Here is a 25,312-nt window from a genome sequence, read left to right on the forward strand (position 1 = left end):
ACGAAACCTCATGCTGACTGCCCATCACGAAGCATCCCCAACGTGATCGATGAGGGACATCCCGGATGCCAGAGCGCGGGCGGTGTCGGCGAAGTACTGCTCGTCGGCACCGGGGGCAAGTCCGAGCGGGACGCCCTGGCTGAGACCGACGAACAGTGCCCTGAGCGCGGTGGTCAGGCGTTGCGCCTGTTGCGACGTCACGGCGCTTCCGTTGTGCGACCTTCCGGTGAACAGCGCGACCAGATGGCTCTCCTGCGCCCGGATGGACGTGGCGAGCTGGGCTCCCAGCTCTGGGAGATGCAGGGCCATGTCCAGCAATGTGATCTGGAGCGACAGGCGAGACAGCGCGTCCGGGGCGTCACAACTACGCCGGTAGTACCGGGCGAAGGTGTCGACCGCTTCCAGCAGATCAAGTCCAGCGGGAACCGCCTGCTCGATCTCCTCGTAGTACGGCCGCAGGTAGTCGGCGACCAGGGCGACCACCAGGCCGTTCTTGCTCCCGAACAGTGAGTAGACGGCGCCGGTGGTCAAGTCGGCGCGTTCGGCGATCTCATCAAGCTTGGCCCGGTACCCGTCCCGGGAAACGACCTGGAACGCAGCATCCAGCAAGGCCCGGCGGTTGCGTTCCTTGGCCTCCGCTCTCGTCATTCTCATAATTTCATTATTACCGTAATCTGATTACGGAACCAGCTCAGGACGAGCTTTGAGGAGGACGCTCATGACCAAGGTCGTGGCATCACGGGTGACCCGCCAGACAATGGGGGCCATCGCCGATGGTGCCTTCAAGGTGCTGCTCGCTGTTGTCTACATCGCAGGCGCTGCCACGCTCGGCCGGTTACTCGGCACGCCAGCCTGGCTGATGGTCGCCTCCGGCGTGGCCCTCCTGATCGGCGGCGGCATCGAGATCAGATACACGCGCGGCCGGTCGATGCGCACCTACACGCAGCTCATGATCGCCTACGACGGCGGCTGGGTGCTGGCGGCCCTGACCGGCCTCCTGATGGCGCAGCAGGGCAGCAGCGCCGGAGGTGAAGTCTGGATGGGGTATCAGACAGCCGCACCCATCGTGTTAGCCGCGCTGCTGGTCGCCGCTGCCCCCATGCAGTCAGGCCACACGGATCTCGAACAACGGGCCATATCTCTCACCACAACGATGCATCAAGAAATGTGCGACCGAGCCGGAGGCAGTGCCATGCCCGAGATCGAGTTGAGCGCAGGGACGATCGACTACGAGGACACGGGCGGTGACGGCCCCGTCGTGGTCCTGGCTCACGGCCTCGGTTTCGACGAGTCGGTGTGGAGCGAGGTCGTCTCCGACCTCCGGCCCGACTTCCGTGTGCTGGTCCCCGTACTGCCGATCGGCAGCCACCGGCGGCCGATGCGGCCGGACGCCGACCTGTCCGCGCACGGCATCGCGTCGCTTCTGGCCGAGTTCATGGACTGTCTGGACCTCCGTGATGTCACTCTCGTCCAGAACGACACCGGAACGGCTCAACTCCTCGTCGGCGTACGAGACCATCGCATCGCCCGGCTCGTCCTCACCTCCTGCGAGGCCCTGGACAACTACCCACCGGGCTTTCAGGGCAGGACACTCCACCGGGCCAGCAAGATTCCCGGCGGCCTCTTCCTCCTCCTCCAGTCCTTCCGCTTCCCGGCCCTGGCTCGCATGCAGACGTCACTCGGCGGGATGGCGAAGAAGCGCCTCCCGAATGAGCTGATCGCCCGCTGGTACGCCCCATTGCTGAGCAGCCGCGACATCCGGCGCGACTTTGCCAAGTTCTGCCGCAGCGCGGACCCGGACTGCTATCTGAAGGCCGCCGCAAACCTGCCTTCCTTCACTCGCCCAGCACTGGTCGCCTGGGGCGCCGAGGACCGTATGATGCCGCCCGCCACGGGGCGCCGTCTCGCGGAGCTGCTGCCCAACGCCCGCTACGTGGAGATACCCGACGCGCGCACTCTCGTCCAGTTCGACAACCCGGTGGGCCTCACCGCGGAGCTCCGCCGCTTCCTCAAGGAACACCCGCTGCCCGAGGAGAGCTGAGCGGGGCGGGGCCGGCGGGGCCGAGCAAGCCTCATGCCATCCAGCGCGAGGACATGAGATGAGCAGCTCTGGTGGAACACGGCGAGTGCGGGTGGGGAATTCAAAGAGCGCCAACAGGATTGAGCGAGACAGCCAATCCGCCCCCGTCTCGCTCTAACTGAGACCCCAGGTCAGGCACTCACACTGCCTCATCTGCACAGCGACGGGCGAGCACATCGGCTCCGAGTCGTGACTCGAACGGGACTGGCTGCTCCTTGTGGACGCCGATCCGCAGGTGGCAGGGATCGCGTTGCAGCCGTTCTGGCTGCACGGGGACAGCCATTGTCGCTGTTGACGGATGGTTGGTCAGGCTACGAGACGTTGAGCGGCAGGTCTCGGTGGAAGACGGCCATAGCCTGGCCAGGGCCGTTGTAGTCATCGACGATCTTCGTGTTGAAGCCGAGGCTGCGGTGGAAGGCGATTGAGCCGGTGTTCTCGATGGACGTGATCGCCTTCAACTGCCGTGCACCGTGACGTTCCGCCGCTTCGGCGAACGCCGTATACAGACGACGCCCGAGACCGGTGCCACGGGCGTCGTACCGCGTGGCGATCAGATGCACGTACCCGGTGCCGCCTCGAGTGACGAACCCGAAGATGTACCCACGGATTCCGTCCTCGGCTCGGGCAACCAAGCAGGTCGAACCGAATTCCTGCACCATGCAAGTAGGTGTAGCGACCGAAGGTCGCATTCGCCCCAGTAACGCGGGTGATCAGCCAAGACCTGATGGAAGTCGGCCACCCCGGCCGTTGCGATGTGTATCCCCATGGTGACGATCATGGCAGGCGTCTTGGCCGTTACAGGAGAGGGGGCCGCACGGAGACATCGAGCCGAGGCCACCAAGTATGACTAAGTCGCGGTCCGCTACGAGGCGACAGTCCTGGTTGCCGCCTTCGACGAGTGGTTGTGACGTACTGGTTCGACGACAACTCGTACACCCGTACTTGCCGGCCGCAGGTGGGATTGACGGTCTCGCGGACCGGATGCATCCCCAGTTTGGTCATGATCCGTTCGGAGGCGTCGTTGCCTACTTGAGTGATGCTGACGATCCGCTCCAGCCCGCGCTCTTCGAACCCGAACCGTACAGCGGCCGTAGCGGCCTCGGTGGCCACGCCCTGCCCCCAGTGGGCGCGTCCCAACCGCCAGCCGATCTCAACCGCCGGCAGTACCTCAGGCAAGAAGTGCGGCACCGAAAGGCCGGTGAACCCGGCCAGCTTGCCAGTGGACCGGATCTCCACGGCGAACAGGCCGAAGCCCTGGGACTCCCACTCGCTCTCCCATGCCTGAACCCCGTCGCGAGTCTGCTGTTCGTCACGGACGCTTCCGTCACGGATCCACCGCATGACCTCTGGGTCGGCATTAACGGCAGCCATGGGTACAACGTCTTCCTCGCGCCAGCGACGCAGGATCAAACGAGGAGTCTCAAGCGTGACCATCCAATCATTCTGGATCACGAACGGGCTCTCCGTCATTCTCATCAGGCATTTCCGATTCACGCCTCGCGGACCGCGCCGAACCGGGATCTCGTCTTCGAAACAGGCGATCCTGCCCGACGCCGGACCCGACGGCTTCGAGGATCTCAACACCCGGATACGAGAAGACCGCCACCTCATACGAGGCAGCGGTCACACTCGCGTCGTGTCTGCTCCGAGCAAGATCCGTTTGAAGACGGACCCTAGTACCAGGCGGTCTCGGCCAGACGCTGGTTGCCGCAGAAGAGCACCGCCTTGCTCAGTCGGCCGTCGAGGTTGTTGATCACCTTGGTGTAGGCGTAGTTGATCCCCGGGTCGACTGTTTCGAGCACCCACACGGTGCTGGTGTCCGTGAGGCGGTTGCTGTGTGCGGCGCAGCCCTCAGGCGCGTTCTCGATCCGGGCGAACGAGCCGCACCCAGGGCTGTAGAAGTACTTCAGGGTGATGGTGCGCCCGGCGTAGACTGCCGTCTTCGTCGCCCCGCCGGGCACGTTGGGCTGGTAGTAGCTTCCCGAGCAGGACGTCTGCTCGGGGTAGAGGCCCTCGTTGGGGAGGTTGCCGTAGCTGGCGCTCTGCATGGGAGCCGCCTGAGCCTGCAGCGGCGTGAGCGCCGCCAGGCCGAACGCGAAGGCCACGCCGAGCAGCGCACGCCGCCCCCGCCCGCCGGTCCGGCCGGTTCCTCTCTCCCGCTTCGAGATCACGTCCCTCGTCCTCCTCAGTTGGAATCCCGCGATGTGTCACTGGACCGTTCTCCAAGCGCAAGACTAGAAACCCGCAGACAGGAAAGGACCCTGACAAGTGTCAGGGTCGCCCAGACCACACCCGACACCCCACACAACGAACACCGGAAGCCTCGCCCGACCCACTCGGGGGCATGGTCGGCCGCAGCCGATGCGTCCGTGGGATGCCAGAGCCGGGTCAGACGGGGCGACGCGTCACGCACAGCCTGTCAGGGACTGGCAGGGACTGACAGATGATTCTGCTCGGAGCGGGGATCAGCGGCCGGAGAAGGACTTGCCGATCACCGACCGTGATGCCGATTGCAAGGACGACCGGGGCCCTGCCACTCCCCCAGACGGTCGGCGCGAACCTTCGATGTACTCGCGGACCTTGTTGAACTGATCGTCCGTATTCAGCTCGACAGGTCGCAGAGCGCCTTGGAACGAGTTCGTCAGACGTTCCGTCACCTGGTCCCCACGCTCATCGAGTTCGTCACGCAGCCCCCGCCGCCACGCTCCAAGGGCCTCAATGCGTTCAGGTAGAAGGCGACTCGGACGGCTGAGTCACCTGGGCGCGGACGGCAACTGCGACGTCTCACCGTGGCGACGGCCCGGGCTTCACGCACATCGTCGACACCGGCACGATCGCCCTGCCCGACCGCCCCGGCAACCGCTATGCCGACAGCTTCCACAACATCCTCAACAACCCGCACGCGGGCCTGGTGTTCTCGTACCCGGCTACATGCAAGTCCTGCGGATCAACGGCGGGGCCCGCATCCTCACCGACGCTGATGACGATCTTTGAATCGGCCAGGACCGCTCTTCGTTCCCCACTCAGTTGAGCGATCAACGGGGGTCCGGAGCCGCCCGCTTGTCGAGTGTCGGGGCCGTGTCGCCCCGCCAAGGGCGCCTTCGGCTCGCTGGGCGATGCGCTTCGCTCGCCGTGGATGGCTCGCTCGGAGCCTGACCGACGCGCTGTCGCGAGCCGCGCGTCACAGCGCCTGGATGACGCCGACGACGAAGATCCCGATACCCACCGTCTCCGGGAGCGCGGCGAGCGCACCCAGCAGCGCGGGCTTGGCCTTCTCGCCGAATTCGTCCTGCACCCCATTGAGCCAATTCAAGGTGTCCTTCACCGCGACCAGCGCAGAGGAGACAACGAGCAGCCAGGCGGAGCATCCAGAGCGCTCCTGCGGCTGCCCGGGCCCGCCTCTCCGCATCAGGCCCGTTATCCCGTCGGCACGGACGGGTCCGGAGAAGTGGGAGCATTACGCGGGTGATGGAAAGAACCACTGAGATCGAGAAGGCATCCGGTGTGCTGCGCGCCGGAGGGCTGGTGGCCTTCCCGACTGAGACCGTCTACGGCCTGGGCGCCGACGCGGAGAATCCCGCCGCCGTCGCCCGCATCTTTCAGGTCAAGGGCCGTCCGCCCTCCCACCCTCTGATCGTCCACATCGGCGGCGCCGAACACCTCGACGACTGGGTCGAAGAGGTGCCCCCAGCCGCACGGTTGCTGGCCGAACGCTTCTGGCCGGGGCCGCTGACTCTGGTCCTGCGGCGCGGCCGACGGGTGCCGCTCGAAGCGACGGGCGGACTGGAGACGGTGGCTGTACGCGTGCCCGACCACCCCGTCGCACTCGCACTGCTGACGGCTTTCGGCGGCGGTGTCACCGCGCCGTCCGCCAACCGTTTCGGAGCGGTCAGCCCCACCACGGCGGACCACGTCCGCGCCGAACTCGGCGATGCCGTCGACTTCGTGCTGGACGGCGGCCGCTGCTCGGTGGGCGTCGAGTCGACCATCGTCGACGCCACGGGCGATCTGCCGAGCGTGCTTCGGCCCGGCGGGGTGACGCGCGAGGACCTCGAAGCGGCGCTGGGATACCCGCTCGCGGTTCCTTCGACGAGCCCTGTCCGGGTCCCCGGCCAGCATCCGTCGCACTACGCGCCACGGGCGCGGGTCGTCCTCGTCGAGCCGGAGAGGGTCGTCGCCGAGGCGGAGCTCGCGCAGGAGAAGGGGCACCAGGTGGGCGTCTTCCTTCCCGCCCCCCAGGCCGGCACCCCGGTCAAGGCGCACGCCGTGGTGGCGATTCCCGCTTCCATGCCCGCGTACGCACGTGGGCTGTACGCGTACTTGCGCGAGTTCGACCAGCAGGGGTGCGACCTCATCGTCGCGTCGCTGCCGTCGGAGGACGGTCTGGGACTGGCGATCGCCAACCGGCTCCGCCGCGCCGCGGGGCCCCGGCCCACCGATTGACCTGCGTCGAAGCCGCTGGATGGTCATGCCCCGGCGCCGCGGGAGGCGCGTGACCGCCGATTGCTCCGGCATGCCGAGCCGGGCCCTTGGTGCCGGAGCCGCTACGGCGGTGTGTCGCCGCGGGATCGTTCCTGTCGTCTGACGTCGTCAAGGTCGGTGAGCCGGTCCAGGCCGCGCACGGCCTGGGTCATGCGGTGGTTGTGGCGGAGGGCGGACCGATGCCGGTCCAGGAAGGTCCAATAGCCCGCCGTGTAGGGGCATGCGTGTGCGCCGGTCCGATCCCCGGGCCGGTACACGCACGGCCCGCACAGGTCGCTCATCCGGTTCACGTACACGCCGCCGGACGTGTAAGGGCTTGGTGGTCATGCGGCCGCCGTCGGCGTACTGGGACATGCCGACGACGTTGGGCACCATCACCCAGTCGCAGCCGTCCACGAAGCAGCGGTGGAACCAGTCCGTGACGGCGGCCGGATCCCAGCCGCGCTGCAGGGCATAGCTGCCCAGGATCATCATCCGCGGGATGTGGTGGGTCCAGCCCGTATCGCGTACCTGGGCAAGGACCGTGTTCAGGCAGCGTGCGCGCACGGCGTCCGTGTCCAGGTCGTTCCACCAGGTGGGCAATGGGTCGGTGTGGTGGAGCGTGTTGGAGTGCCGGTAGTCCTCGCCGAAGTACCAGTACTGTTGCCACACGTACTCTCGCCAGCCGGCGATCTGCCGGATGAAGCCCTCCACGCTGTTCAGCGGCGCCGCGTCTTCGCGCCACGCCGTATCCGCCTGTTCGACGCACTCGGCGGGATCGAGCAGGCCCAGGTTGAGTGAGGACGACAGCAGACTGTGACTCATGACCGGGTCGTCGGCGAGCATGGCGTCCTCGTACGGCCCGAACATGCCGAGCCGGTGCTCGACGAAGCGCCGCAGGGCGGCCCGGGCCTCGGTGCGGGTCGCGGGAAACAGGCGCGGCCCGTCCCGGCCGACGAAGGAGACGTCGCCGTCCTTCTCCCAGTGGTCGAGGTCGTGGCGGACCTCGTCGTCTATCTCGTCCTCCTGCGGCCGGTAAGGCCGGCGCACCGGCAGCACCTCCGCGTCACGGGGTGGAGGCCGCCGGTTGTCGTGATCAAGGTTCCAACGGCCGCCCGCGGGCTGGTCACCGTCCATCAGCAGCTGCAGATCGCGCCTGACCCAGCGGTAGAAGTCCTCCTGCCGCAGGCGTCCGCCGCCGTGACCGTCCGCCCACGTTCGAAGTCCTCCATCGACACGAGAAAGCCCCGCGCGGGCCCCACCGTGACCTGCGGCAGCGCCCGCAGGAGCCGCAGAGCCGCGTACGAGGTCGGGTGGTGTACGGTCACCGCGTCGTTGCCCGCCGCCTGGGCCAGGCCGTCCCGGTAGGTGTCGGCGCGGACGTAGGTGACCCGGTCGCCCAGTTCAGCGGCGCGGTGGCGCATGGCCGAGAGCACCAGGTGTGCCTTGGCCCGATGGAAGCGCCGGCGCCGGAACACCGACCGGGCCTCGATCATCACCAAGGGCGTGCCGCGGGTGAGGGCCGTGCTCTCCCCTGGGGCGCAGGAAGTGCGGCCCGAGCTGATCACCGACGAGCCAGTGCATGGCAGATCCCTTCCCCGATCCGGGCCGCGCGGCAGCCGCAGTGACCTCTATGCCTCCTTTCAGGCCCTCGGCGCCGTGACCGCCCTGTGGCCGCCGCAGGCCACAGGGCGGTCGTGGGTCCCGGCAGCCTGCCCCGGCACCGTCAGGTCGGGTCGGCGCGGCCGAACAAGCCTGCGTGGCCCGGTGGCAGTTGGGTGAGGATGCGGCGCAGCAACGCGTCGTCGGCGACTTCGGCGAGCGTGGGCAGTACGGCATCGACCGCCCGTTTGGCCTCGGCGAGGTCGTCGCTGCCGAGGTCGGTCACCGCTCGGACGAATGAGTCGGGTGTCAGGGGCTGGGTGGCCGGCTCGGTCGCGGTCAGCAGCGGCCGGCACTGCTTGGGCAGCAGTCGGGCTAGGTCCGTTCGGTCGTCGCCCACCAGGTGAGCGCCGAGGACCTCCAGTACGTTCTGCACGGCCCTGGCCGCCTGTGGTGGCCCGTCGTAGCCCGCGCGTTCTGCGACCTGGGCGAGGAAGGTGTCCAGGTTGTCGTCCATGACGGCTCCCGTCGTTGGTGTGTGCTCTGTGCGGTGCTCCACGGTCGCCTTCCGGGGCGGCGCGTCGCGAAGCGGAACGTCATGCGGGTGCGCCGGCGTGAACCATGCGGTGCACGTTGGCGACGCTGCCGCATCGCTGCTGGAGCAGGTCGGCGCGTGTCCTGGCGAATCCCGCGCCGAGTTCCGCCCGGCACTCGTGGCTGAGGCGCTCGCACGCCTGGTTGACGACGATGCGCTCTTCCTGCTCGATGTGGCGACCGGTGACCGAGGCGAGCTGCCTGAGCCTCCAGTCCCATTCCGGGGATCCGATCTCCCGCACCTCCAGCAGGGCGAGAAGGACCTTGAGCGCTTCCCGGTGGCCTGCCTCGAGGTGTTCGACGGTGTCGGTGCTTTCGAAGGACTCGAGCACGGAGTGCACCGACGTCTCCTCGGCTTCGCCGTGGGCGATCATCAGGTGGGCGAAGTCGTTCAGCGCGCTCGGACGGTCGGCCTCGATGCTCCGCATCAGGCGGAGCAGATCTTCCATCCTCCGGTGGTCCTTGAGGATCACCTCGACGACATCCTGGGGCGGGGTCATGAGAACCGCCTCCTCCCTGGAGTGGGTTGACCTCCCGTTACCCGGTCCGCCAATGAGCAATACCGTTTCCCCCCCATTTGCACGATGCCCCCAGGTCACGGGAGTCCGGGGCCAAGAGCGAGCGTGAACGGTCAAGCAGGACCGCAGTCCTGTCCGGTTGGCGATCACGAGCACCGGGCATCACAAGTCGAGGGGGGCCGCGCTGGAGATCCCGCGGCACGGCGAGTGGCCGGATGGCCGGGTGCCGAATGACTCAGGAGGGGAAGTGATCCGCCATGCGTACGCATCGGCGTACCCATCGGCGTTCCATGCAAGTGGAGTACCTGCTGCCCGACGAGGTCGCATCGGCGGGCAGAGCACGCAAATTGACCACGCAGTTTCTCGCCCGGTCACGTGACGGGATGGTTCGAGTCGATGCCGGGCTCATCGACGACGCCACACTGATCGTGTCCGAACTGGTCACCAATGCCACGCGCCATGGCCGCACCGCGTGCCGCCTGCGTCTGCGGGTGACCGACGCGCACGTGACCGTCGAGGTCTACGACGGGAACCCTGCCCAGCCTCGCGTCCGGCCCCTGACGACCGACAGGCAAGGCGGGCGGGGCCTGGCCATGGTGCGCTGTCTGGCACACCGCTTCGAGGTTGCTCCGGTCAGCAGCGGCGGCAAGAGGGTGCGCGCGATCCTGGCCCTGTGACGCGTAGGCCGGAACAGTCCTCGGAGCCACCCGAATGCGGAGGGCTGAACGATCCGGCCGAGGGCAGACGAACATCATGGCCGAACTTTCACAGCTACTGCGACAGACCATGCAGCGCAGGCACCTGGACGCGCAGGCGCTCGCCGACCGTACCGGCATTCGCACTCCGCGAATCCGCGTCTTCGCCGAGGACGGCGCGCGCGGACCCATCCGGCCGACGGAAGAGGAACTGGCGGAACTGGCAGAGGCTCTGGCCTTGCCCCTACCGGCAGTTCACGAAGCCGCTCACGTACCGGAACCGGCCTCACGCTGACAAGCCTCCCGGGCGCCCCGCTCACAGGCCGGCGGCCAACGCCGGGCCGATCCGGTCCCGCCCGCCCGGCTGAGGACCGATGAGAAGAGCGAAGGCATCCTCGTCCCTACCTCCGGCGCCCCCGGTCATCCGTAGCCGGAACGGCAAGCACCGGATCCGACCTGGCCTGGTGGTGGTGCTGGGTGCCCTCCGGGGTCTGCCGGCGAGTTTCGCCGCGCTCGCGGTCGCCGAAGTTGGTGGCAGGTGCGATCCGCCCGCAGGCCGGCCCGGCCGTGGCGGTCGGCGGCGCCGCGACCGACCGGACGCCTGCCGCGGTGAAGGACTGGGCGATCCGCAGTTTCGGCACCGACGACAAACTCGTTCTCGAGCTCGGAATTTCGGCAGTGCCGGCCCTTTTCGCGCTGCTGCCGGGAATTGTTGTCGACGATCAAGTTTTTCCCCAGGTTGGGCGGTTTGAGCGTCATGTAATTCCCCATCCCGAATTCTCCTAATTGGCCATGGGTAGCGCGGAGGTCGGGATCGAGGGACCTGGTCGTCGCGGAGCTGGTCAAGTTCCTCGTCCCGTGGTTCGGATGGCCGATGGGCAGCCCGGATGGCGAGGAGAACGTTCGTCGTGGTCGACATCACCGAGATCTACGTCCACTGGTACGCGGGCCGCTCGAAGAGCGAGCTGGCTGCGTCGCTGGGGGTGGACCGCAAGACGGTCAGGAAGTACCTGGCGCCGGCGGAAGCGTCCGGGATCTGCCCGGGCGGCCCGCCGATGAGCGAGTCCGACTGGTCGAAGCTGATCAAGGAGTGGTTCCCGGGGCTCATCGACAGAAGGCTGAGGCAGGTGACCTGGCCGGACATCGACCAGCACCGCGACTACATCAAGAGCCTGCTCGGGACGGTGACCGTCTCGACGATCCACCAGCGCCTGCGTGACGAACACAAACTGCAGGTGTCGATCTCCTCGTTCCGCCGCTGGGTGCACGCGACGCTTCCGGACGAGGTGGCGAAGTCGCAGGTCACAGTGTTGCGCGACGACATCGAGCCCGGTTCGGAGGCTCAGATCGACTACGGATTCCTCGGGCAGTGGATCGATCCGCGGACCGGGAAACGCCACCGGGTCTGGGCGTTCGTGATGGTGCTGCCGTGCTCGCGGCACATGTTTGTCTGGCCGGTGCTGCACCTGGACCAGCACGCGTGGACGGAAGCGCACGTCGCGGCCTTCCGCTACTTCGGCGGCGTCCCGCGCCGGCTCGTCCCGGACAACCTCAAGACCGGCGTCGACAAGCCCGACCTCTACGACCCGAAGATCAACAAGGCGTATGCCGAACTCGCAACGCACTACGGAGCGTTGGTCGATCCGGCCCGGGCGGCGAAGCCGAAGGACAAGCCGCGGGTCGAGCGGCCGATGCCCTATGTCCGCGACTCGTTCTGGCGAGGCCGGGAGTTCACCTCGATCGAGCACATGCAGGCCGAGGCCGTGACCTGGAGCCAGCAGGTCGCCGGGCGGCGGAAGTGCCGGCCGCTGGGCGGGGCCGCTCCGATGACCGTGTTCGACGCGTTGGAGGCGGCCGAACTGCTGCCTCTGCCGCCAACTCCGTTCGTGCTGGCCCGCTGGTCGACGGCCACCGTCGGCCCGGACATCCACATCAAGGTCGGCCGCACCCTCTACTCGGTTCCGTGGAAGCTGATCGGCCGCCGCGTCGACGTCCGCTCGACCGCCACGATGGTCCAGGTCTTCCACGACGCCCAGCTCGTCAAGACCCACGCAGCCCTTGACCAGGGCAAACGCACCGACAAGAGCGACTATCCACCAGAGAAGATCGCCTTTCAGATGCGGACGCCGGTCTGGTGCCGCAGCCAGGCGTCCGAGGTCGGCGACGCCTGCCGCGAAGTCGTCGACCAGCTGCTGGAGGTCAACGTCCTCTATAGGCTCCGCGCTGCCCAGGGGGGTCCTCGGGCTGCGGAAGAAGTACGGCGAGAGACGTCTGGAGGCCGCCTGCGCGAGGGCCATCGCGGTTGGCGACCCGTCCTACCGCACCATCAAGGGCATCCTCATCGCCGGCACCGAAACCGACCCCGAGCCCGAGACCAGCGGTGATGCCGGGGCCGCGGCCTTCCTCCACGGTCCCGCCCGGCTCTTCGCCACCGTCGCGACCCCCGACACGACGGATGACGACCACGACGACCAGGTCCACGACGAAGCCGAGGTGGAAGCCCGATGACTGTGATGGACGCCGCCCTGCGGGAGTCGCTCAAGGCCCTGCGACTGTCCGGCATGCTCGAAACCCTCGACGCTCGCCTCGTCCAGGCCATGGCGGCGAGCTCGGCCACCTCGACTTCCTCCAGGTCCTCTGTCAGGACGAGATCACCCGTCGCGAGACCGTCGCCTTCCAACGCCGCTTGCACCGAGCGAAGTTCGAGCAGCAAGTCACCCTGGAGGAGTTCGACTTCACGGCCTCCTCGAAACTGCCCGCCGCCCAGATCCGCGACCTGGGAGCCCTGCGCTGGCTCCATGCCGGCGAGTCGGTCATCCTCTTCGGCCCCGTCGGCGTCGGCAAGACCCACATCGCCCAGGCCCTCGGCCACCTCGCCGTCCGCCAGGGCGCCCACGTCCGCTTCGCCAAGACCAGCCGCATCCTCGACGACCTCGCCGGCGGCCACGCGGACCGCACCTGGGAGAAACGCGTCCGCGAACTCGTTCGCCCCGACGTCCTCATCCTCGACGACTTCGCCATGCGCCAGCTGTCAGCCGCCCAGGCCGACGACCTCTACGAACTCGTCTCCGAGCGGCAGGGACGCTCGATGATCATCACCAGCAACAGGGCGCCCAGCGACTGGTATCCCCTCTTCCCCAACCCCGTCGTCGCCGAGTCCCTCCTGGACCGGCTCATCAACACCAGCCATCAGGTGATCATGAACGGGCCGAGCTACCGCCCGAACAAGCGGCCCAGGAACCCCACCGACAAGACCAAGTAGGAAAAACCGGCGGACGACGTCGGAATACTTGACAGTAGAGGCGGTCGCTGGCGGTCCTTCATCCGGACGCGGCGTTTCGGCATTCAGCTTGGATGGCTGTGCCTAAAGCGCTCCGCAGGAACGCGCGCTTGCCGACCGCGGTCCCCATCGTGGCCGACGGGGGGCCGATGGAGTGGGGACCTGCGTCGGTGCGGCGTGCCGCGGTTTCCCACGAAATCCGGTGGAGTCTCAGCGGCCGGAAGTGGTTGGGTCCTGCTCAATGCTTCGCTGACACGGCCCGGCACAGTGCGAGGCGCAAGGTCCGAATCGCAGGCGCAGTCTAACCCGCGTGTCGTCGAGTGATGGAGGTTATCGCGGTGGCTGGTTATGGGGCACTTTCCGACGTATACGAGTGGCTGATCGGGGACGACAGGTTGACCCCCGCCAAGGCAGCCGCGGTTTACTACAGCGATGTAGTGGGCTCTCTGCCACCCAACGCGCGCGTCCTCGACTGCGCGTGTGGAACCGGCCAGCTCGCCGTCGGTCTCGCGAGTCTTGGCCTTGACGTGGTCGCCGCAGACGCCAGCAGCGGGATGGTTCGCCGGACCGAGAAGGCCGCCGACGAGCAGGGTGTCTCGCTTCGAGCCCTCCGCGCGAGCTGGGACGAGCTGCCCGACCACCTGGAGGACTCCGCGTTCGATCTGGTGTTCTGCGTCGGCAATTCCCTCGGGCACGCCAAGGGCGCAGCCGGGCGCCTGACCGCACTGGAAGCGATGTCGCGGCTGCTGAATCCGGGCGGACGCCTTGTGCTCCACTCACGCAACTGGGAGCTCGCGCGCTCCGCCGGCTCACGGGTAGACGTCCGCGATCGACTCATCCGCCGCAACGACCGCGATGCGGTCGTCAGCTACTACTGGCAGATCGAGCAGCACTGGGAGCAGGAACACTTCCTCGAGATCGTGGTCGCCCAGATCGAGCCGGATGGGGCAGTGCGAGCCTGCTCGGAGCGGTTGTCCATCTGGCCCTACCGGTACGAGGACCTCGTGGCGCAGTTGCGGAGCGTCGGGCTCACGGTGCAGTCCACCACCTTTGACCCCGAGAGCGATGGATACCTGGTGGTCGCCAGCCGCGACCAGGCGCGAGGCACGTCTGAGCCGGCGCGCTGATCCGCCTTTCGTCGTTGTCGTTGCCGACCTGCTGGCTCGCGACCGCCTGCAGCCCGTCCTCACCTTGCATCTGACCTGCTCAAGCGGAGGTTGGAAACAGCTCACGGACTGCCTCGCCGTCAGCTCACATCAGTAGCTGGGGAATTACCTGAACTTCCGCCAGGGGCATTTCGCGATCGTCCACATTTGTCGCGCTGAGTTTCCGGCGCTCCGGAAGCCGGCCCCGGGAGGGCCACATTTCCGTGTCGCCGACGACGAGCGCGCGCACGGCCATGCCGACCTGCGCATGGCCTGGACAGCATGGGCCGGCCGGCCTCCCCTGCTGAGTTTCAACCGGCCCGCGCTGTCCGCGTCACGGCCATGGCGCGAGCTCACGATCATCGACGTCAGGCTGCCCGCCGGTGAAGAGCCAGGAACCACGGTCGCGGCCCGCGTGGAGTGGCGGTACCGGGGCACGAGGGCTGACAGGAACGGATACGGGTGAGAGGTGTTTCGGCGTGAGCACACCGTGCGTGGGGGATGATCGCGGGCATGGCTCTGGCGTTCGCCTGCTTCTTCGGCGGATTCGGCGGGTTCGGAACCTTCCTGCGCGTGGCCAATGTCGGCGACGTCCCGCCTCGCACCGTACGGCCCATGTCCGCTGAAGCCGGCGCTGCCGGTGCCCGCCGGACACGCGCGCACACGGACTGGTGGCAGGCCCTGCGGCGCACTCCGGTGTCCCTGTGGAACGACGATGTGTCGGACTACGCCGCGGCGCTGACGTACTACTCGATCCTGGCCGTGCTTCCGGCGTTGCCCGCCACCGTCCTGGCGTTCGGAATGATCAGCCCCGACACCGCCGAGCAGTTCGTCACCCACGTCACCGCGTATGCGCCGGCCCAGTCCGGTTCCGAGTTGCATGCCGTGCTCGCCCGGGCGTTGGGCAGGGGCGGCGCGGCGTGGTCCCTGATGGTCGTCGCTGCGGCCAGCGCGCTGTGGTCGGCGGCCAGTTATCTGGCTGTGTTCCGTCGCGCCCTGCACCGCATGCACCGCGTCGAGGACCGCCGCTCGCCGTTGCGCACGGCGCACCGGATCGTGCTCACGGCTCTTGCGCTGCTCGGACTGCTCCTGGTCGGCTCGCTGACCTTGCTGCTGAGCGGCCCGTTGGCGCAGGCCGTGGGGCGCTCGCTCGGCGTGGGCACCACCGCGGCCTGGGCGGGGGGGCTGCTGCGCTGGCCCTTGCTGGTGTGCCTGGTCGCCCTGCTGGTCCTGGTGGTCTTCCACACCGGACCGGTGTCGGCCCGTCGCCGCGTCCACAGCCTGCCCGGTGGGGTGCTGGCGGCTGTGCTGTGGCTGACCGTGTCCGCCGGCTTCTCGCTGTACGCCTCGACGCTCGCCGCCTACAACCGGTTGTACGGCTCGCTCGCCGGCATCGTCGTCTTCCTGGTCTGGCTGTGGCTGTCGAACCTGGCGCTGCTGGCGGGAGCACAGTTCGCCGCGGAACTCGCGAGGACCCGGGGTCACAGCACGGGGAAGTCCACGGTGTCGTAGCACTCTTGGGGCAGCGGGTCGGAAGCTTCGTCCGGGTCGAGCAGGCGGGCGACGACGGCCACCGCCGTTCGGTGCCAGAAGCGGTGCCGGAGCAGCATCGAATGGTCGCCCCCGCACACGACGGCCCACGCCCGCCCGCCCTGCCATGACCTCCGCCCGGCCCACACACGCGGCGGATTCGGCGGGCGAAGTGACGCCATCCCGCTCGCCATGCAAGGCGAAGACATGCCTGCCCGTCAGACGACTGACGTGACCACGGAACGGCATCCCGTCGGGACTCTGCTCACCGGCCTACTCGCCCGGCGGAACTCGAACGAAGCCCTCGGTCCAACTGTCCTCATCGAGCTCGCAGGCGTCGAAGTAGAAGCACTCCGGTTCATCACGGAAGCCTGGTAGCAGTCGAGCCTGACGTATACGTACTTCAACCCGTTCGAGGGTTGAGTAGATACCGAGCAGCTTCACGTCGTCGCCGTCCGCCTCGTCGCAGAACACGCCGCTCTCATCGACGTGCACTGTCGAGCCGTCGTCGCCTGCTTGGTTCTGGTGGCCGACATGCCACAGCGGATACACGATCATGGACGCGAAGCTATCAGCACGCGAGTTCGTGGGCCTGCGGCCTTCGGCACACCTCACCCCCTGGGACCTCGCGAACACAAACCGGGCATCACGAGACTTCGCCGAGGCCCTGGTTTCGCGGGTACTCCGGTGAAGGAGGATAGGGATGCGGGACCTGAGACCAGCGGCTGGTCGAGGTCGCCCCGGCCACCGGGGAAGATGTCGATCTCGGCGCCGTTGATCATGAAGGCGCGTGGCGGCCGGCCCGCGTCCACCAGCTCCTCACTGAAGGCGAACGCCTCCTGCCCGCAGCGCGGGACGAGACCCGCTGCGTCTTCCTCAGCTAGCGGACCGGCAGCTACTTCGACCTCAAAGCGCCGCCGCCACCGAATCCCTGCTCCTGGCCCGCCGAATCGCCCCTCGGCCACGCGCCGGCGAACCGGCCCGCGTACTTACACGCAGGGCCCCCGGCACCGGCATCCGGCGGGTCGATGCTTGCGGAAGGGACTCCGACGGGGCCTGGGCGGGAGACGGCGCCTGCTGTGCCGCGGCCGCCGTGCATGCCACGCCCCTTAGCCCTTGACCAAACACACACATAGGGGCACTCCCCCGACGGGGCTAGTGCTGTGACCTGGCAAAATTCCTGGACCATTCACGGACGCGGTCATGGGCGGTCGAAGTACGCGTCATACGCGTCAGCTGACTCCAAGACCCACCGCCAGCGTCAGTTCAAGGACCCGGTTCGGCGATGCGAGATCCGGAAACAGCTCCCGCAGCTGGCCCATCCGGTACCGGACGGTCTGCGGATGGACGAACAACGCCGCCGCCACCTCGTCCCGCCTGCCCTGGTGCAGCAGCCACGCACGCAACGTCTCCTCCAGCCGCCGCGCGGTCCCGACAGGCAAGGTCCGCAACGGTGCGAGTGCTCGGGCGCGCAGGTCTGCGAAGGCGTCCGCGTCGGCGCTCAGCACCAGCTCGGGCAGGTGGTCCTCGGTGTCGCGAATATCAGCGGAGAAGGAGCGGGCGCGTACGGCTCGAGCGTACGAGGCGGACGCCCGAGTCCATGGCCGGGCCGGGCCGACCACGGCAGTGCGGTCGGTCAGCTGCCGTAGGAGATGTGACCGGTCGGCATCGGGGACGAGCAGCACACCGGTGGCGTCCGGCAGATCGTCGAGGACGAGGGTGCTCGGGTCGACCGTACGGTAGGCAGGCCGGGCCTGGGCCGCGGGCAACAGGACCGCGGTCAGCGAGACCGGAGGCTGCCACCCCGCCCGCTGAGCAGAGGCCAGCAGCACGTCCGGGCTCGCGCCGGCGAGGAGGTCGCGGGCCAGGAGTTCCAGGTGGCGCTCGTGTGCCCTGCCCCGTGCGGCCAGTTCGTCGGCGTGGCCCGCGGCGCTCGCGGCGGAGAGCTCGTCGATGTAGGCGAAGGTCAGCTCGGCGAACTTGGCGACCTCGGCGGCGGGCAGACCCGCTGGTACGGCCCCCTCGGCCAGGCATCGCCAGGCCACGCGGGCACCGACGCGGTAGGCGCTGAGCAGGGCGTCCATCGAACGGCCGTCGCGGACCTCGCCGCGGCCCAGCTCATAGGCCGCATCACCGCCGCCACCGGCCGTGGCGTTCCCGCTCGCAACGTCCAGGTAGTGCCCCAAGGCGGTGCGGACGGCTCGGCGGATGGTGGCGCCCATGTGGCCTGAGAGGGCGTTGGCGTAGGGAGGGACCTCATCGATGATCGCCTGGACGACCTCGTCCGCGGTGGCCTTCAGCGCTGCCCGAAGTGCTGTGACCGTCGTCTCATCCAGCGCCAGTTCACTGGCCCTGCGGATCACATGGCTCACTTTTTATTCCTTGCGAACAATTCAGCTGACTAGATTTACGTCCTTCGGTCAGGACTTTACGCCCTGCGGCGCAGCAAGCTGGGGCTATGACGAGTACAGCCCTCCGCAGCAGGGCGTGGAAACTACTGGAGATGGTCACGACGCCCCTGCTGCCGTCTGACTACCTCGACCTGGTCAGCCCGCTGCGCGCGGGCGCTGACCTGCGGGGACGCATCGAGGCCGTGCACCCCGAGACGGGTGACGCCGCGACCGTCGTGATCAGGCCGGGACGGGGCTGGCGCGGGCACAGAGCCGGTCAGTACGTGCGGATCGGCGTCGATGTCGACGGGGTGCGCCTGTGGCGTGCCTACTCGCTCACCTCACCGACCGACCGCCAGGACGGCCGCGTCACGATCACCGTGAAGGCGATCCCGGACGGCAAGGTCAGCAACCACCTGGTCCGCCGGGCGAAACCGGGCACGCTGATCCAGCTCGACCAGGCGACCGGTGATTTCGTGCTGCCGCAGGCCAAGCCCGCCAAGGTGCTCTACCTCACGGCCGGCAGCGGCATCACGCCCGTCATGGGCATGCTGCGCGACACCGAGTTCGACGACGCCGTCATGGTCCACTGCGCGCCCCAGCCGCACGACGTGATCTTCCGCAACGAGCTCCACGACCTGGTCGCGGGCAAGAAGCTGAAGCTCACCGAGGTGCACACCGACACGGACGGCATGCTCGACATCGCCCGTCTCGACGAACTCGTACCCGACTGGGCCGAGCGCGAGACCTGGGCCTGCGGGCCCGCGGGCCTGCTCGACGCCGCAGAGAAGCACTGGGCCGAGCACGGCGTCCCAGAGCGCCTGCACACCGAACGTTTCCGCCCCAGCATCGTCGTCGCCGGCGACGGCGGCGAGGTCACTTTCAGCGCCACCGGCAAGACCGTCGACGCGGACGGCGCCACGCCGTTGCTGGACGTCGGCGAAGCGGCCGGCGTGCTCATGCCCTCCGGGTGCCGCATGGGCATCTGCTTCGGCTGCACCTCGCCGCTCAAGGCAGGCGCCGTCCGCGACCTGCGCACCGGCGAGATCACCGAGGCGGAGCCCGGCGTCCTCATCCAGACCTGCGTGTCCGCCGCCGCGGGCCCCTGCGACATCGAACGGTAGGAGCACCTTGACCGCCATCGACCCCACCGCCCACCTGACCGCTGAGCAGATCGAGGAGCTCGGCCGCGAGCTGGACGCGATCCGCGACGAGGTGATCGCCAGCCGCGGCGAGAAAGACGCCGCTTACATCCGCAAGGTGATCTCGGCGCAGCGCAAGCTCGAGCTGGTCAGCAGGGGCGTGCTGCTGTTCTCGTTCTTCCCGCCCGCGTGGCTGATCGGCACCGCCGGGCTGTCCGTGGCGAAGATCATGGACAACATGGAGATCGGTCACAACATCCTGCACGGCCAGTGGGACTGGATGCGGGACCCGAAGATCCACTCCACCACCTGGGACTGGGATCACGTCTCGCCGGCCGACCAGTGGAAGCACTCGCACAACGAGCTGCACCACAAGTACACCAACGTGCTCGGCAAGGACAACGACCTCGGCTACGGCATCATGCGCGTCGACGAGGACCAGAAGTGGCACCCGTTCCACCTCGGCCAGCCGCTGTGGAACTTCCTCAACGCCTGCTTCTTCGAATACGGCATCGCAGCGTACGACCTGGAACTCGGCGCGAACCTGTCCAAGCACCGCCGCAAGAACCCGGAGTTCCGCGCGCGGGCCAAGGCGGTGGGCCGCAAGATCCGCAAGCAGGTGCTCAAGGACTACGTGATCCACCCGCTGCTGTCGGGCCCGTCGTTCCTCACCACGCTCGCCGCCACGTTCACCGCGAACCTGGTCCGCAACCTCTGGACCCACTCAGTGATCATGTGCGGGCACTTCCCCGAGGGCGTACAGGTCTTCGAGCGCCGGTCGATCAAGGGCGAGACGCGCGGCCAGTGGTATCTGCGCCAGATGATGGGTTCGGCGAACATCAGCGGCAGCAAGGCCATGCACTTCATGACCGGAAACCTCTCGCACCAGATCGAACACCACCTGTTCCCGGACCTGCCCAGCAACCGGTACGCCGAGGTCGCGGTGAAGGTGCGCGCGCTGTTCGAAAAGTACGAGCTGGAGTACGTCACCGGGCCCCTGCCGAAGCAGGTGTTCTCCGCGTGGCACAAGGTCTTCCGGCTCTCGCTGCCGAACAAGAAGCCCACGGTCAAAACGCCGGACCGCGAGCAGGAACTCGTCGCGGCCTGATTCCGGGATTGCTCCGCATCGAACCCCGCCGTGTCGGCGGCACGGCCGGGTTCGGTGCGATCCGCTGCGCACGTCGGACGGCCGCAACATGCAGAAGACGACAGCCGTAACCGTCGGCACGCAGTCCGCCGCGCTCGACGCCAGCAGTCTGGAGCGGCCTCTGTGCGGCCGACCCCCAGGAGCCGGCAGTACTTGTCGTAGTCGCAGCCGCGGTCGGCGAAGAGCATGTCGGGCCGCCTGCGCGGGCGGCCGGCGACTCCGGCCACGGCCGAAACCTTGTCCAACGGCGGCAGGAGCGGAGTGATGTCGTTGCGGTTGCCGCCGGTCAACGACACCGCGAGCGGGATGCCCTGCCCGTCGGTGATGAGGTGGTGCGTGCTGCCCGGACGCGCTCGGCCGACCGGACTGGGTCCGCTTTGGGGCCTCTGCGTGCGGCCCTGACGCGGGAGGATTCGATCACCGCCCGCGACCAGTTGGTTGTACGACCGCAGCTTGTCCAGCAGCTGCCGGTGGCGTACATCGGGGCGATGGGCTCCCGACGGACCCACGAGAACCGTCTGGCCCGCCTGCGCGAGGCGGGCCTCACCGAGCCCGAACTGGCCGCACACCACTCCCCCATCGGCCTCGACCTCGGCGCCCGCAACCCCCGAGAAGACGGCCGTCGCCATCGCGGCCGAGATCATCGCCCACGTCTGCGGGGGCAGTTGCCTGCCGCTCGGGGTGGGCAAGGGTCCCCTCCATGCCGAGAGGAAAAAGGTCCCTGGTTAGCTGGCCTCGTCGAGGTCGCTGCGGTCACGGACCAAGCGGACGAACCTGACGCTGCGGCAGCCGGCGCTGCTGTTTGGGGTGTCGAAATTGGCCGCTGACCTGGCGGTGTTTGTCGGCCCGTCGGGCACAGCAGGCAGCGACGGAGCCGCACCCACGTAGCCCTACGACGCGACGGCGGTGCCCATGTCCGACTCGTCAGTCCCCGGTTCCTGTGGGGGCTCGCCGAGTTGTTCGCGGACGTAGTTCCAGACCACCGCGATCAGCGCGGCGATCGGTACGGCGAGCAGACTGCCCACGATGCCGGCGAGACTGCCGCCCAGCGTCACCGCCAGCAGGACCACGGCCGCGTGGAGGCCGAGCCCGCGGCTCTGGATCATCGGCTGGAACACGTTGCCCTCGAGCTGCTGCACCACGACGATGATGGCCAGCACGATCAGTGCGTCCGTCAGTCCGTTGGAGACCAGCGCGATGAGCACCGCGACGAAACCGGCGAACAGGGCGCCGATGATCGGCACGAACGCGGAGACGAAGGTCAGCACCGCCAGTGGCAGCACCAGCGGCACCTTCAGGATCCACAGGCCCAGGCCGATCAGAACGGCGTCGAGCAGGCCGACGGCTGCCTGCGAGCGCACGAACGCGCCCAGAGTGTCCCAACTGCGCGCGGCCACGGTCGGGATGTCGGTGGCGAGGCGGCCGGGCAGCTGACGGGCGAGCCACGGCAGGAACCGCGGACCGTCCTTGAGGAAGAAGAACATCAGGAACAGGGCCAGCACGGCGGTGACCAGGCCGTTCACCACGGTGCTCACTCCCGTGACGACGACACCGACCATGCTTCCGATGCCCTCCTGAGCACGGGCGACGGCGGAGTCGAAGGCCTTGTTGATCTGGGCGTCCCCGATGTTCAAGGGCGGACCGGCGGCCCACTCGCGCAGCTTCTGGATGCCCTCCACCACGCCGTCGGTCAGCTCACCGGACTGGGACGCCACCGGTACCGCGATCAACGCCACGACGCCCGCGGCGACCAGCAGGAACAGTACGGTCACCGCCGACGCGGCGAGGGCGGGCTTCCAGCCGTGACGGCGCAGGAAACGAGTCAGGGGCCAGGTCAGCGTGGTCAGCAGCAGGCCGACGACGAGCGGCCACACGACCGACCACATCCGGCCAAGCAGCCACAGCGCCACCGCAAGCAGCACGAATATCAGCAGCAACTCCGCGGCGACGCGCGCCGAGGTGCGGAGCGCGGCGCGGACTTTCGTGGAACTCAGGGTGGCAGTCACGGAGGCACCCTAGTAGTACTCAGTCACACTGGGCACAGGTGAGTGCCGACTGGGACCTCCTCAGCGGGAGATCGGCGGATCCCCCGACAGTCCGCCAACATGCCGTAGATCATTTACGCGACAAGGCTTCTTTAGACCGCCCGCCGACCGAAAGCGACGAACGTGGCGCCGAAGAAGCGCAGTCCGCTTCTGATCTCCTCGGTCTTCTGGAAGGCGTCGTCCCAGCGGGCGATGTCCTCCGGTGTGGCAAGGCCTTCCGCGAGCAGGGCGTCACGGGCGGCCCAGGCGGGGCCGCGCATGCCGGGCGGTGGCGCCATGACGTTGATGTGCCCCTCGTAGGCGACGACTTCCAGTCCCGCGGCGGTGAGGAGTTCGTCGAGCCGGGTGCCGATGGTCAGGTCGTTGCCCCGGCGTCGGTGCATCTCGCGGTATCGCTCGTCCATCTCGTCGTACACGGCAGGCGCTCCCCGCAGACGGAACGAACTCATGTCGACATCGGCGAGATACACCGTGCCCCCGCCCGGCTTCGCCAGCTCGGCGAGGTGGTCGACGATCGCCTGCTCCCGGCCGCCGTTGTGGGCCAGGACGTGCCGCAGCATCACCAGGTCGAAGGAACCCTCGTCCAGTCCGGTGGCATCGGCCGGTCCTACGGAGGTGTGCACCGGGACACCGGTTCGTTCGGCGAGTGCCGAGGCGACCGCCAGCGCCTCGTCGTCCCGGTCGACCGCCCATACGGCGCCGTCCGGAGCGACGATGTCCGCCAGCCGTACGGCGATCGCGCCCGGTCCGCATCCGACGTCGGCGATCCGCGCACCGGGTACCGCTCCGGCGGCGGTCCACTTGTCCCGCTCCCGCTCCTCGGCGAGCGCGGCCATGAGCCGGTAGCGCTCGACCTCCGAGTCATTGAGCCTCAGCGTGTAGTCGGCCACTTCGTCCTTCTTCCGGTCGACGGTCATGCGGGATCCTCACGAACGGGCACGGCCGGGATGCTCGGAGTCGGCTGCCGCAGGTGCAGGGTAATGGCGGCGGCCCGTCAGGAACCGGCCGCGACGGCGTTGCGCCGGGTCTCCGTGAGGTGAACGTCGATGTAGCGGGTGAGGATCAGCGCGTCGTCGGGTTCGTCGGCCTGGAAGCTGACGCGGCGCAGCAGGCGGACCCCGTCGAGGGCGACGCCCTCGCGGGCGAGGACGAAGACCAGGGTGAGGAAGGCGGAGCGGGCGTTGCCCTCGTCGAAGGGATGGAAGAAGCAGACGTCGAGACAGGCGCGTGCGGCCCGGACGGTGAGGGGCATTGGCTGCCCGGCGTCCGGCGCGCTTTCGGCGAGGCAGGCGTCGAGGCGGGCCCGGGTGTCCGCGCTGATCCCGTAGCGTTCCCTGCCCCGCTTGGCGAAGGCGGGCAGGTGCCGGAACGGCGGCGGCTGTGCCGTGCCCAGGACGTGTTGCTGCCATCCCTGGATCAGCTCGAAGTCGAGACGGGCGCCGCGTGCCGCGTCGGCCCGCAGCAGTTCCAGTGCGGCGAGCAAGCCCTGTGCGCGGGCGGGGTCCAGGGAGCCGTCGAAGGCGCGGATGTCCTCCGCCGCGCCGTCCTGCGACGGGGTCACCGGGTCGTCCCCGCCGCCGTCCGGGGCCTGATGCCACGGCACGGTCTCGCGTAGGGCGATCCAGTGCCGCAGGTGGTCCGGCAGGGACTTGGTGGGCCGTACGCCGCTCTCGGGTCGCAGCGACAGCGCGAGCTTCTCCGCGACGTCCTCGATCAGTACCGGGTCGGGCCCGGTCCAGCTCTTGAACCGGCCGCCGATCGCCTGGTGGACCAGGTCCTCCGCCGTGTCGGGGTCGACGCCCCAGCGGCTGAGGAACCACCCGAGTACCTGGTGGCAGTGCCCGTACCAGCCGCTGCCGCAGCCGGTGCGGTCAGTCACGTGAAAGATCAGGTTCCGGGCGACGCGCTCCCACAGGATCCTCTGGTCGTCGAGTTCGGCCAGGTCCAGCGGGTGCGTATCGAACCAACGGGCGAGGCTCTCCAGCCACTCACGCCACTCGCGCAGTGCCGCGACCACGCGATCGAGCGTCTCCTGCCCAGTGGTGACCGAGTCGCGCGGGCAGCACCAGTGCCCGACCGGGCCTCCGTCGAAGTCTCCTTCGTCGTGCCCCCAGCGCCAGCCCACGGTCCAGCTGCCGTACCGCTCGGCGAGGGCGTGCGACATGGCGTCGGCCCAGGGTCCGGCGACATCCCAGCTCCAGGCACTCATCGCCGGGTCACCGAAGGGGATGTCGGGGCGGAGGGGCACGCTGCGGGCGGGCCTGAGGGACCGCACCACCTCGGCCACCGACGCGCTGTCGAAGGGATGTTGGGCGGGGTCGACATCATCCCAGGTCAGGAAGCGGGGAGACACTTCGACAATCACCGCGTAAGCGTGCCATGTCCACCCGGCCCTGCTTCAAGCGGTTTTTCCGGGGCCCGACCGGTCAATGGGGTACAGCACGGCCGTCCTGGGCGGCTCGCGCAGCATGAACGTCGGCTCGGCCATGCCCTGCGAGGCTTCCGCCATGTGCGCACGCCGTCGGTGGCGGCGGCTTCGTGCGGCAGGCGGTCGTTGCGCAGGGCGCGGCACGTCAGGTGCGGACCGAGGTGCAGGTTGGTCCACCGGTTCGCCGACGTGGGCGGTGCCGTTGGGACTTCGGACGTGCACGAGCGGGGGGGTGCGGGTGCGGGTGCGGGTGGG

At 68.4% G+C, this 25,312-nt stretch carries 20 protein-coding genes and 9 pseudogenes; 14 read left to right on the forward strand and 15 right to left on the reverse strand.

What is annotated here, in order from left to right; translation table 11 throughout:
- Positions 1–24: 24 nt before the first annotated feature.
- The gene (locus tag ACIQWG_RS12035) at positions 25–648 is read right to left on the reverse strand and encodes a TetR/AcrR family transcriptional regulator (RefSeq protein ID WP_404093645.1); all 624 of its coding nucleotides are present in this window, start codon (positions 646–648) and stop codon (positions 25–27) included.
- Positions 649–718: 70 nt separating this feature from the next.
- Between ACIQWG_RS12035 and ACIQWG_RS12040 the strand changes: the two are divergent.
- Positions 719–1,108, forward strand: a pseudogene (locus ACIQWG_RS12040) (hypothetical protein); the annotation flags it as partial.
- A gap of 84 nt (positions 1,109–1,192) precedes the next feature.
- On the forward strand, positions 1,193–2,041 hold the full coding sequence (locus ACIQWG_RS12045) for an alpha/beta fold hydrolase (protein WP_404095799.1): 849 nt from the start codon (positions 1,193–1,195) through the stop codon (positions 2,039–2,041).
- 350 nt (positions 2,042–2,391) lie between these two features.
- Here the strand turns inward: ACIQWG_RS12045 and ACIQWG_RS12050 are convergent.
- The 3 genes and pseudogenes from ACIQWG_RS12050 to ACIQWG_RS12060 form a co-directional block, all read right to left on the reverse strand.
- Positions 2,392–2,858, reverse strand: a pseudogene (locus tag ACIQWG_RS12050) (GNAT family N-acetyltransferase).
- Between the two features lie 116 nt (positions 2,859–2,974).
- Positions 2,975–3,514 (reverse strand): annotated as a pseudogene (locus ACIQWG_RS12055) (GNAT family N-acetyltransferase); the annotation flags it as partial.
- 239 nt (positions 3,515–3,753) lie between these two features.
- On the reverse strand, positions 3,754–4,251 hold the full coding sequence (locus ACIQWG_RS12060; protein WP_404093648.1) for a hypothetical protein: 498 nt from the start codon (positions 4,249–4,251) through the stop codon (positions 3,754–3,756).
- A gap of 592 nt (positions 4,252–4,843) precedes the next feature.
- On the opposite strand from ACIQWG_RS12060, the pseudogene ACIQWG_RS12065 reads away from it, so the two are divergent.
- Positions 4,844–5,059 (forward strand): annotated as a pseudogene (locus ACIQWG_RS12065) (pyridoxamine 5'-phosphate oxidase family protein); the annotation flags it as partial.
- Positions 5,060–5,261: 202 nt separating this feature from the next.
- Here the strand turns inward: ACIQWG_RS12065 and ACIQWG_RS12070 are convergent.
- Positions 5,262–5,405: a hypothetical protein gene (locus ACIQWG_RS12070; protein WP_404093650.1), complete on the reverse strand. Its 144-nt coding sequence runs from the start codon at positions 5,403–5,405 to the stop codon at positions 5,262–5,264.
- A 143-nt stretch (positions 5,406–5,548) separates the two neighbouring features.
- Between ACIQWG_RS12070 and ACIQWG_RS12075 the strand changes: the two genes are divergently transcribed.
- A complete protein-coding gene (locus ACIQWG_RS12075) occupies positions 5,549–6,523 on the forward strand; it encodes an L-threonylcarbamoyladenylate synthase (RefSeq protein WP_404093652.1) in 975 nt (324 codons plus the stop codon).
- A gap of 101 nt (positions 6,524–6,624) precedes the next feature.
- On the opposite strand, the pseudogene ACIQWG_RS12080 reads toward ACIQWG_RS12075, so the two are convergent.
- The 3 genes and pseudogenes from ACIQWG_RS12080 to ACIQWG_RS12090 all read right to left on the reverse strand — a co-directional run bounded on the left by ACIQWG_RS12080 (position 6,625) and on the right by ACIQWG_RS12090 (position 9,237).
- Positions 6,625–8,125: pseudogene (locus ACIQWG_RS12080) on the reverse strand (cryptochrome/photolyase family protein).
- Positions 8,126–8,267: 142 nt separating this feature from the next.
- Positions 8,268–8,660: a DUF2267 domain-containing protein gene (locus ACIQWG_RS12085; protein WP_404093654.1), complete on the reverse strand. Its 393-nt coding sequence runs from the start codon at positions 8,658–8,660 to the stop codon at positions 8,268–8,270.
- Between the two features lie 79 nt (positions 8,661–8,739).
- Positions 8,740–9,237: a hemerythrin domain-containing protein gene (locus ACIQWG_RS12090; protein WP_404093656.1), complete on the reverse strand. Its 498-nt coding sequence runs from the start codon at positions 9,235–9,237 to the stop codon at positions 8,740–8,742.
- 308 nt (positions 9,238–9,545) lie between these two features.
- On the opposite strand from ACIQWG_RS12090, the gene ACIQWG_RS12095 reads away from it, so the two are divergent.
- From ACIQWG_RS12095 to ACIQWG_RS12125, 7 genes and pseudogenes are all read left to right on the forward strand, one after another.
- On the forward strand, positions 9,546–9,932 hold the full coding sequence (locus ACIQWG_RS12095) for an ATP-binding protein (protein WP_404093659.1): 387 nt from the start codon (positions 9,546–9,548) through the stop codon (positions 9,930–9,932).
- Between the two features lie 76 nt (positions 9,933–10,008).
- The gene (locus ACIQWG_RS12100) at positions 10,009–10,245 is read left to right on the forward strand and encodes an XRE family transcriptional regulator (RefSeq protein ID WP_404093661.1); all 237 of its coding nucleotides are present in this window, start codon (positions 10,009–10,011) and stop codon (positions 10,243–10,245) included.
- Between the two features lie 79 nt (positions 10,246–10,324).
- Positions 10,325–10,661, forward strand: a pseudogene (locus tag ACIQWG_RS12105) (hypothetical protein); the annotation flags it as partial.
- Between the two features lie 197 nt (positions 10,662–10,858).
- Positions 10,859–12,458 (forward strand): annotated as a pseudogene (gene istA / locus ACIQWG_RS12110) (IS21 family transposase).
- The gene (gene istB, locus ACIQWG_RS12115; RefSeq protein WP_404093663.1) at positions 12,406–13,212 is read left to right on the forward strand and encodes an IS21-like element helper ATPase IstB; all 807 of its coding nucleotides are present in this window, start codon (positions 12,406–12,408) and stop codon (positions 13,210–13,212) included. The pseudogene istA and the gene istB overlap by 53 nt, the downstream one beginning before the upstream one ends.
- A 341-nt stretch (positions 13,213–13,553) precedes the next feature.
- The gene (locus tag ACIQWG_RS12120; protein WP_404093667.1) at positions 13,554–14,357 is read left to right on the forward strand and encodes a class I SAM-dependent methyltransferase; all 804 of its coding nucleotides are present in this window, start codon (positions 13,554–13,556) and stop codon (positions 14,355–14,357) included.
- 633 nt (positions 14,358–14,990) lie between these two features.
- Positions 14,991–15,887 carry a YihY/virulence factor BrkB family protein gene (locus tag ACIQWG_RS12125; RefSeq protein ID WP_404095802.1) on the forward strand — a complete coding sequence of 299 codons (897 nt, stop codon included), beginning with the start codon at positions 14,991–14,993 and terminating at the stop codon, positions 15,885–15,887.
- Here the strand turns inward: ACIQWG_RS12125 and ACIQWG_RS12130 are convergent.
- The 3 genes from ACIQWG_RS12130 to ACIQWG_RS12140 all read right to left on the reverse strand — a co-directional run bounded on the left by ACIQWG_RS12130 (position 15,857) and on the right by ACIQWG_RS12140 (position 18,277).
- Entirely contained in the window at positions 15,857–15,985 is a 129-nt protein-coding gene (locus ACIQWG_RS12130; protein WP_404093670.1) for a hypothetical protein, read from the reverse strand. The genes ACIQWG_RS12125 and ACIQWG_RS12130 overlap by 31 nt on opposite strands.
- A gap of 193 nt (positions 15,986–16,178) precedes the next feature.
- A complete protein-coding gene (locus tag ACIQWG_RS12135) occupies positions 16,179–16,463 on the reverse strand; it encodes a hypothetical protein (protein ID WP_404093673.1) in 285 nt (94 codons plus the stop codon).
- Between the two features lie 674 nt (positions 16,464–17,137).
- Entirely contained in the window at positions 17,138–18,277 is a 1,140-nt protein-coding gene (locus tag ACIQWG_RS12140) for a PucR family transcriptional regulator (RefSeq protein WP_404093675.1), read from the reverse strand.
- Positions 18,278–18,363: 86 nt separating this feature from the next.
- Between ACIQWG_RS12140 and ACIQWG_RS12145 the strand changes: the two genes are divergently transcribed.
- Complete coding sequence (locus ACIQWG_RS12145) at positions 18,364–19,419, forward strand: ferredoxin reductase (protein ID WP_404093677.1); 1,056 nt, start codon at positions 18,364–18,366, stop codon at positions 19,417–19,419.
- A 7-nt stretch (positions 19,420–19,426) separates the two neighbouring features.
- On the forward strand, positions 19,427–20,545 hold the full coding sequence (locus ACIQWG_RS12150; protein ID WP_404093678.1) for a fatty acid desaturase family protein: 1,119 nt from the start codon (positions 19,427–19,429) through the stop codon (positions 20,543–20,545).
- A gap of 176 nt (positions 20,546–20,721) precedes the next feature.
- Here the strand turns inward: ACIQWG_RS12150 and ACIQWG_RS12155 are convergent.
- Positions 20,722–20,993, reverse strand: a pseudogene (locus ACIQWG_RS12155) (transposase); the annotation flags it as partial.
- Positions 20,994–21,045: 52 nt separating this feature from the next.
- Between ACIQWG_RS12155 and ACIQWG_RS12160 the strand changes: the two are divergent.
- A pseudogene (locus ACIQWG_RS12160) lies at positions 21,046–21,313 on the forward strand (XdhC family protein); the annotation flags it as partial.
- A 161-nt stretch (positions 21,314–21,474) separates the two neighbouring features.
- Here the strand turns inward: ACIQWG_RS12160 and ACIQWG_RS12165 are convergent.
- From ACIQWG_RS12165 to ACIQWG_RS12175, 3 genes are all read right to left on the reverse strand, one after another.
- Complete coding sequence (locus ACIQWG_RS12165; RefSeq protein ID WP_404095804.1) at positions 21,475–22,578, reverse strand: AI-2E family transporter; 1,104 nt, start codon at positions 22,576–22,578, stop codon at positions 21,475–21,477.
- A gap of 143 nt (positions 22,579–22,721) precedes the next feature.
- Positions 22,722–23,546, reverse strand: coding sequence for a class I SAM-dependent methyltransferase (locus ACIQWG_RS12170; RefSeq protein WP_404093681.1), 825 nt, complete (start codon positions 23,544–23,546; stop codon positions 22,722–22,724).
- 77 nt (positions 23,547–23,623) lie between these two features.
- On the reverse strand, positions 23,624–24,994 hold the full coding sequence (locus ACIQWG_RS12175) for a cell filamentation protein Fic (RefSeq protein WP_404093683.1): 1,371 nt from the start codon (positions 24,992–24,994) through the stop codon (positions 23,624–23,626).
- Positions 24,995–25,312: the final 318 nt, after the last annotated feature.

It is taken from the genome of Streptomyces sp. NPDC098781, from assembly GCF_044759995.1.
In the GTDB taxonomy this organism is placed as follows: domain Bacteria; phylum Actinomycetota; class Actinomycetes; order Streptomycetales; family Streptomycetaceae; genus Streptomyces.

Coding starts and splice junctions, on each gene's coding strand:
- ACIQWG_RS12085 (WP_404093654.1), bottom strand. CDS start 8,660: ATGGACGACAACCTGGACACCTTCCTCGCCCAGGTCGCAGAACGCGCG.
- ACIQWG_RS12075 (WP_404093652.1), top strand. CDS start 5,549: ATGGAAAGAACCACTGAGATCGAGAAGGCATCCGGTGTGCTGCGCGCC.
- ACIQWG_RS12145 (WP_404093677.1), top strand. CDS start 18,364: ATGACGAGTACAGCCCTCCGCAGCAGGGCGTGGAAACTACTGGAGATG.
- ACIQWG_RS12090 (WP_404093656.1), bottom strand. CDS start 9,237: ATGACCCCGCCCCAGGATGTCGTCGAGGTGATCCTCAAGGACCACCGG.
- ACIQWG_RS12170 (WP_404093681.1), bottom strand. CDS start 23,546: ATGACCGTCGACCGGAAGAAGGACGAAGTGGCCGACTACACGCTGAGG.
- ACIQWG_RS12130 (WP_404093670.1), bottom strand. CDS start 15,985: ATGCTGCTCCGGCACCGCTTCTGGCACCGAACGGCGGTGGCCGTCGTC.
- ACIQWG_RS12035 (WP_404093645.1), bottom strand. CDS start 648: ATGACGAGAGCGGAGGCCAAGGAACGCAACCGCCGGGCCTTGCTGGAT.
- ACIQWG_RS12135 (WP_404093673.1), bottom strand. CDS start 16,463: ATGATCGTGTATCCGCTGTGGCATGTCGGCCACCAGAACCAAGCAGGC.
- ACIQWG_RS12125 (WP_404095802.1), top strand. CDS start 14,991: ATGTCCGCTGAAGCCGGCGCTGCCGGTGCCCGCCGGACACGCGCGCAC.
- istB (WP_404093663.1), top strand. CDS start 12,406: ATGACGACCACGACGACCAGGTCCACGACGAAGCCGAGGTGGAAGCCC.
- ACIQWG_RS12120 (WP_404093667.1), top strand. CDS start 13,554: ATGGAGGTTATCGCGGTGGCTGGTTATGGGGCACTTTCCGACGTATAC.
- ACIQWG_RS12045 (WP_404095799.1), top strand. CDS start 1,193: ATGCCCGAGATCGAGTTGAGCGCAGGGACGATCGACTACGAGGACACG.
- ACIQWG_RS12100 (WP_404093661.1), top strand. CDS start 10,009: ATGGCCGAACTTTCACAGCTACTGCGACAGACCATGCAGCGCAGGCAC.
- ACIQWG_RS12095 (WP_404093659.1), top strand. CDS start 9,546: ATGCAAGTGGAGTACCTGCTGCCCGACGAGGTCGCATCGGCGGGCAGA.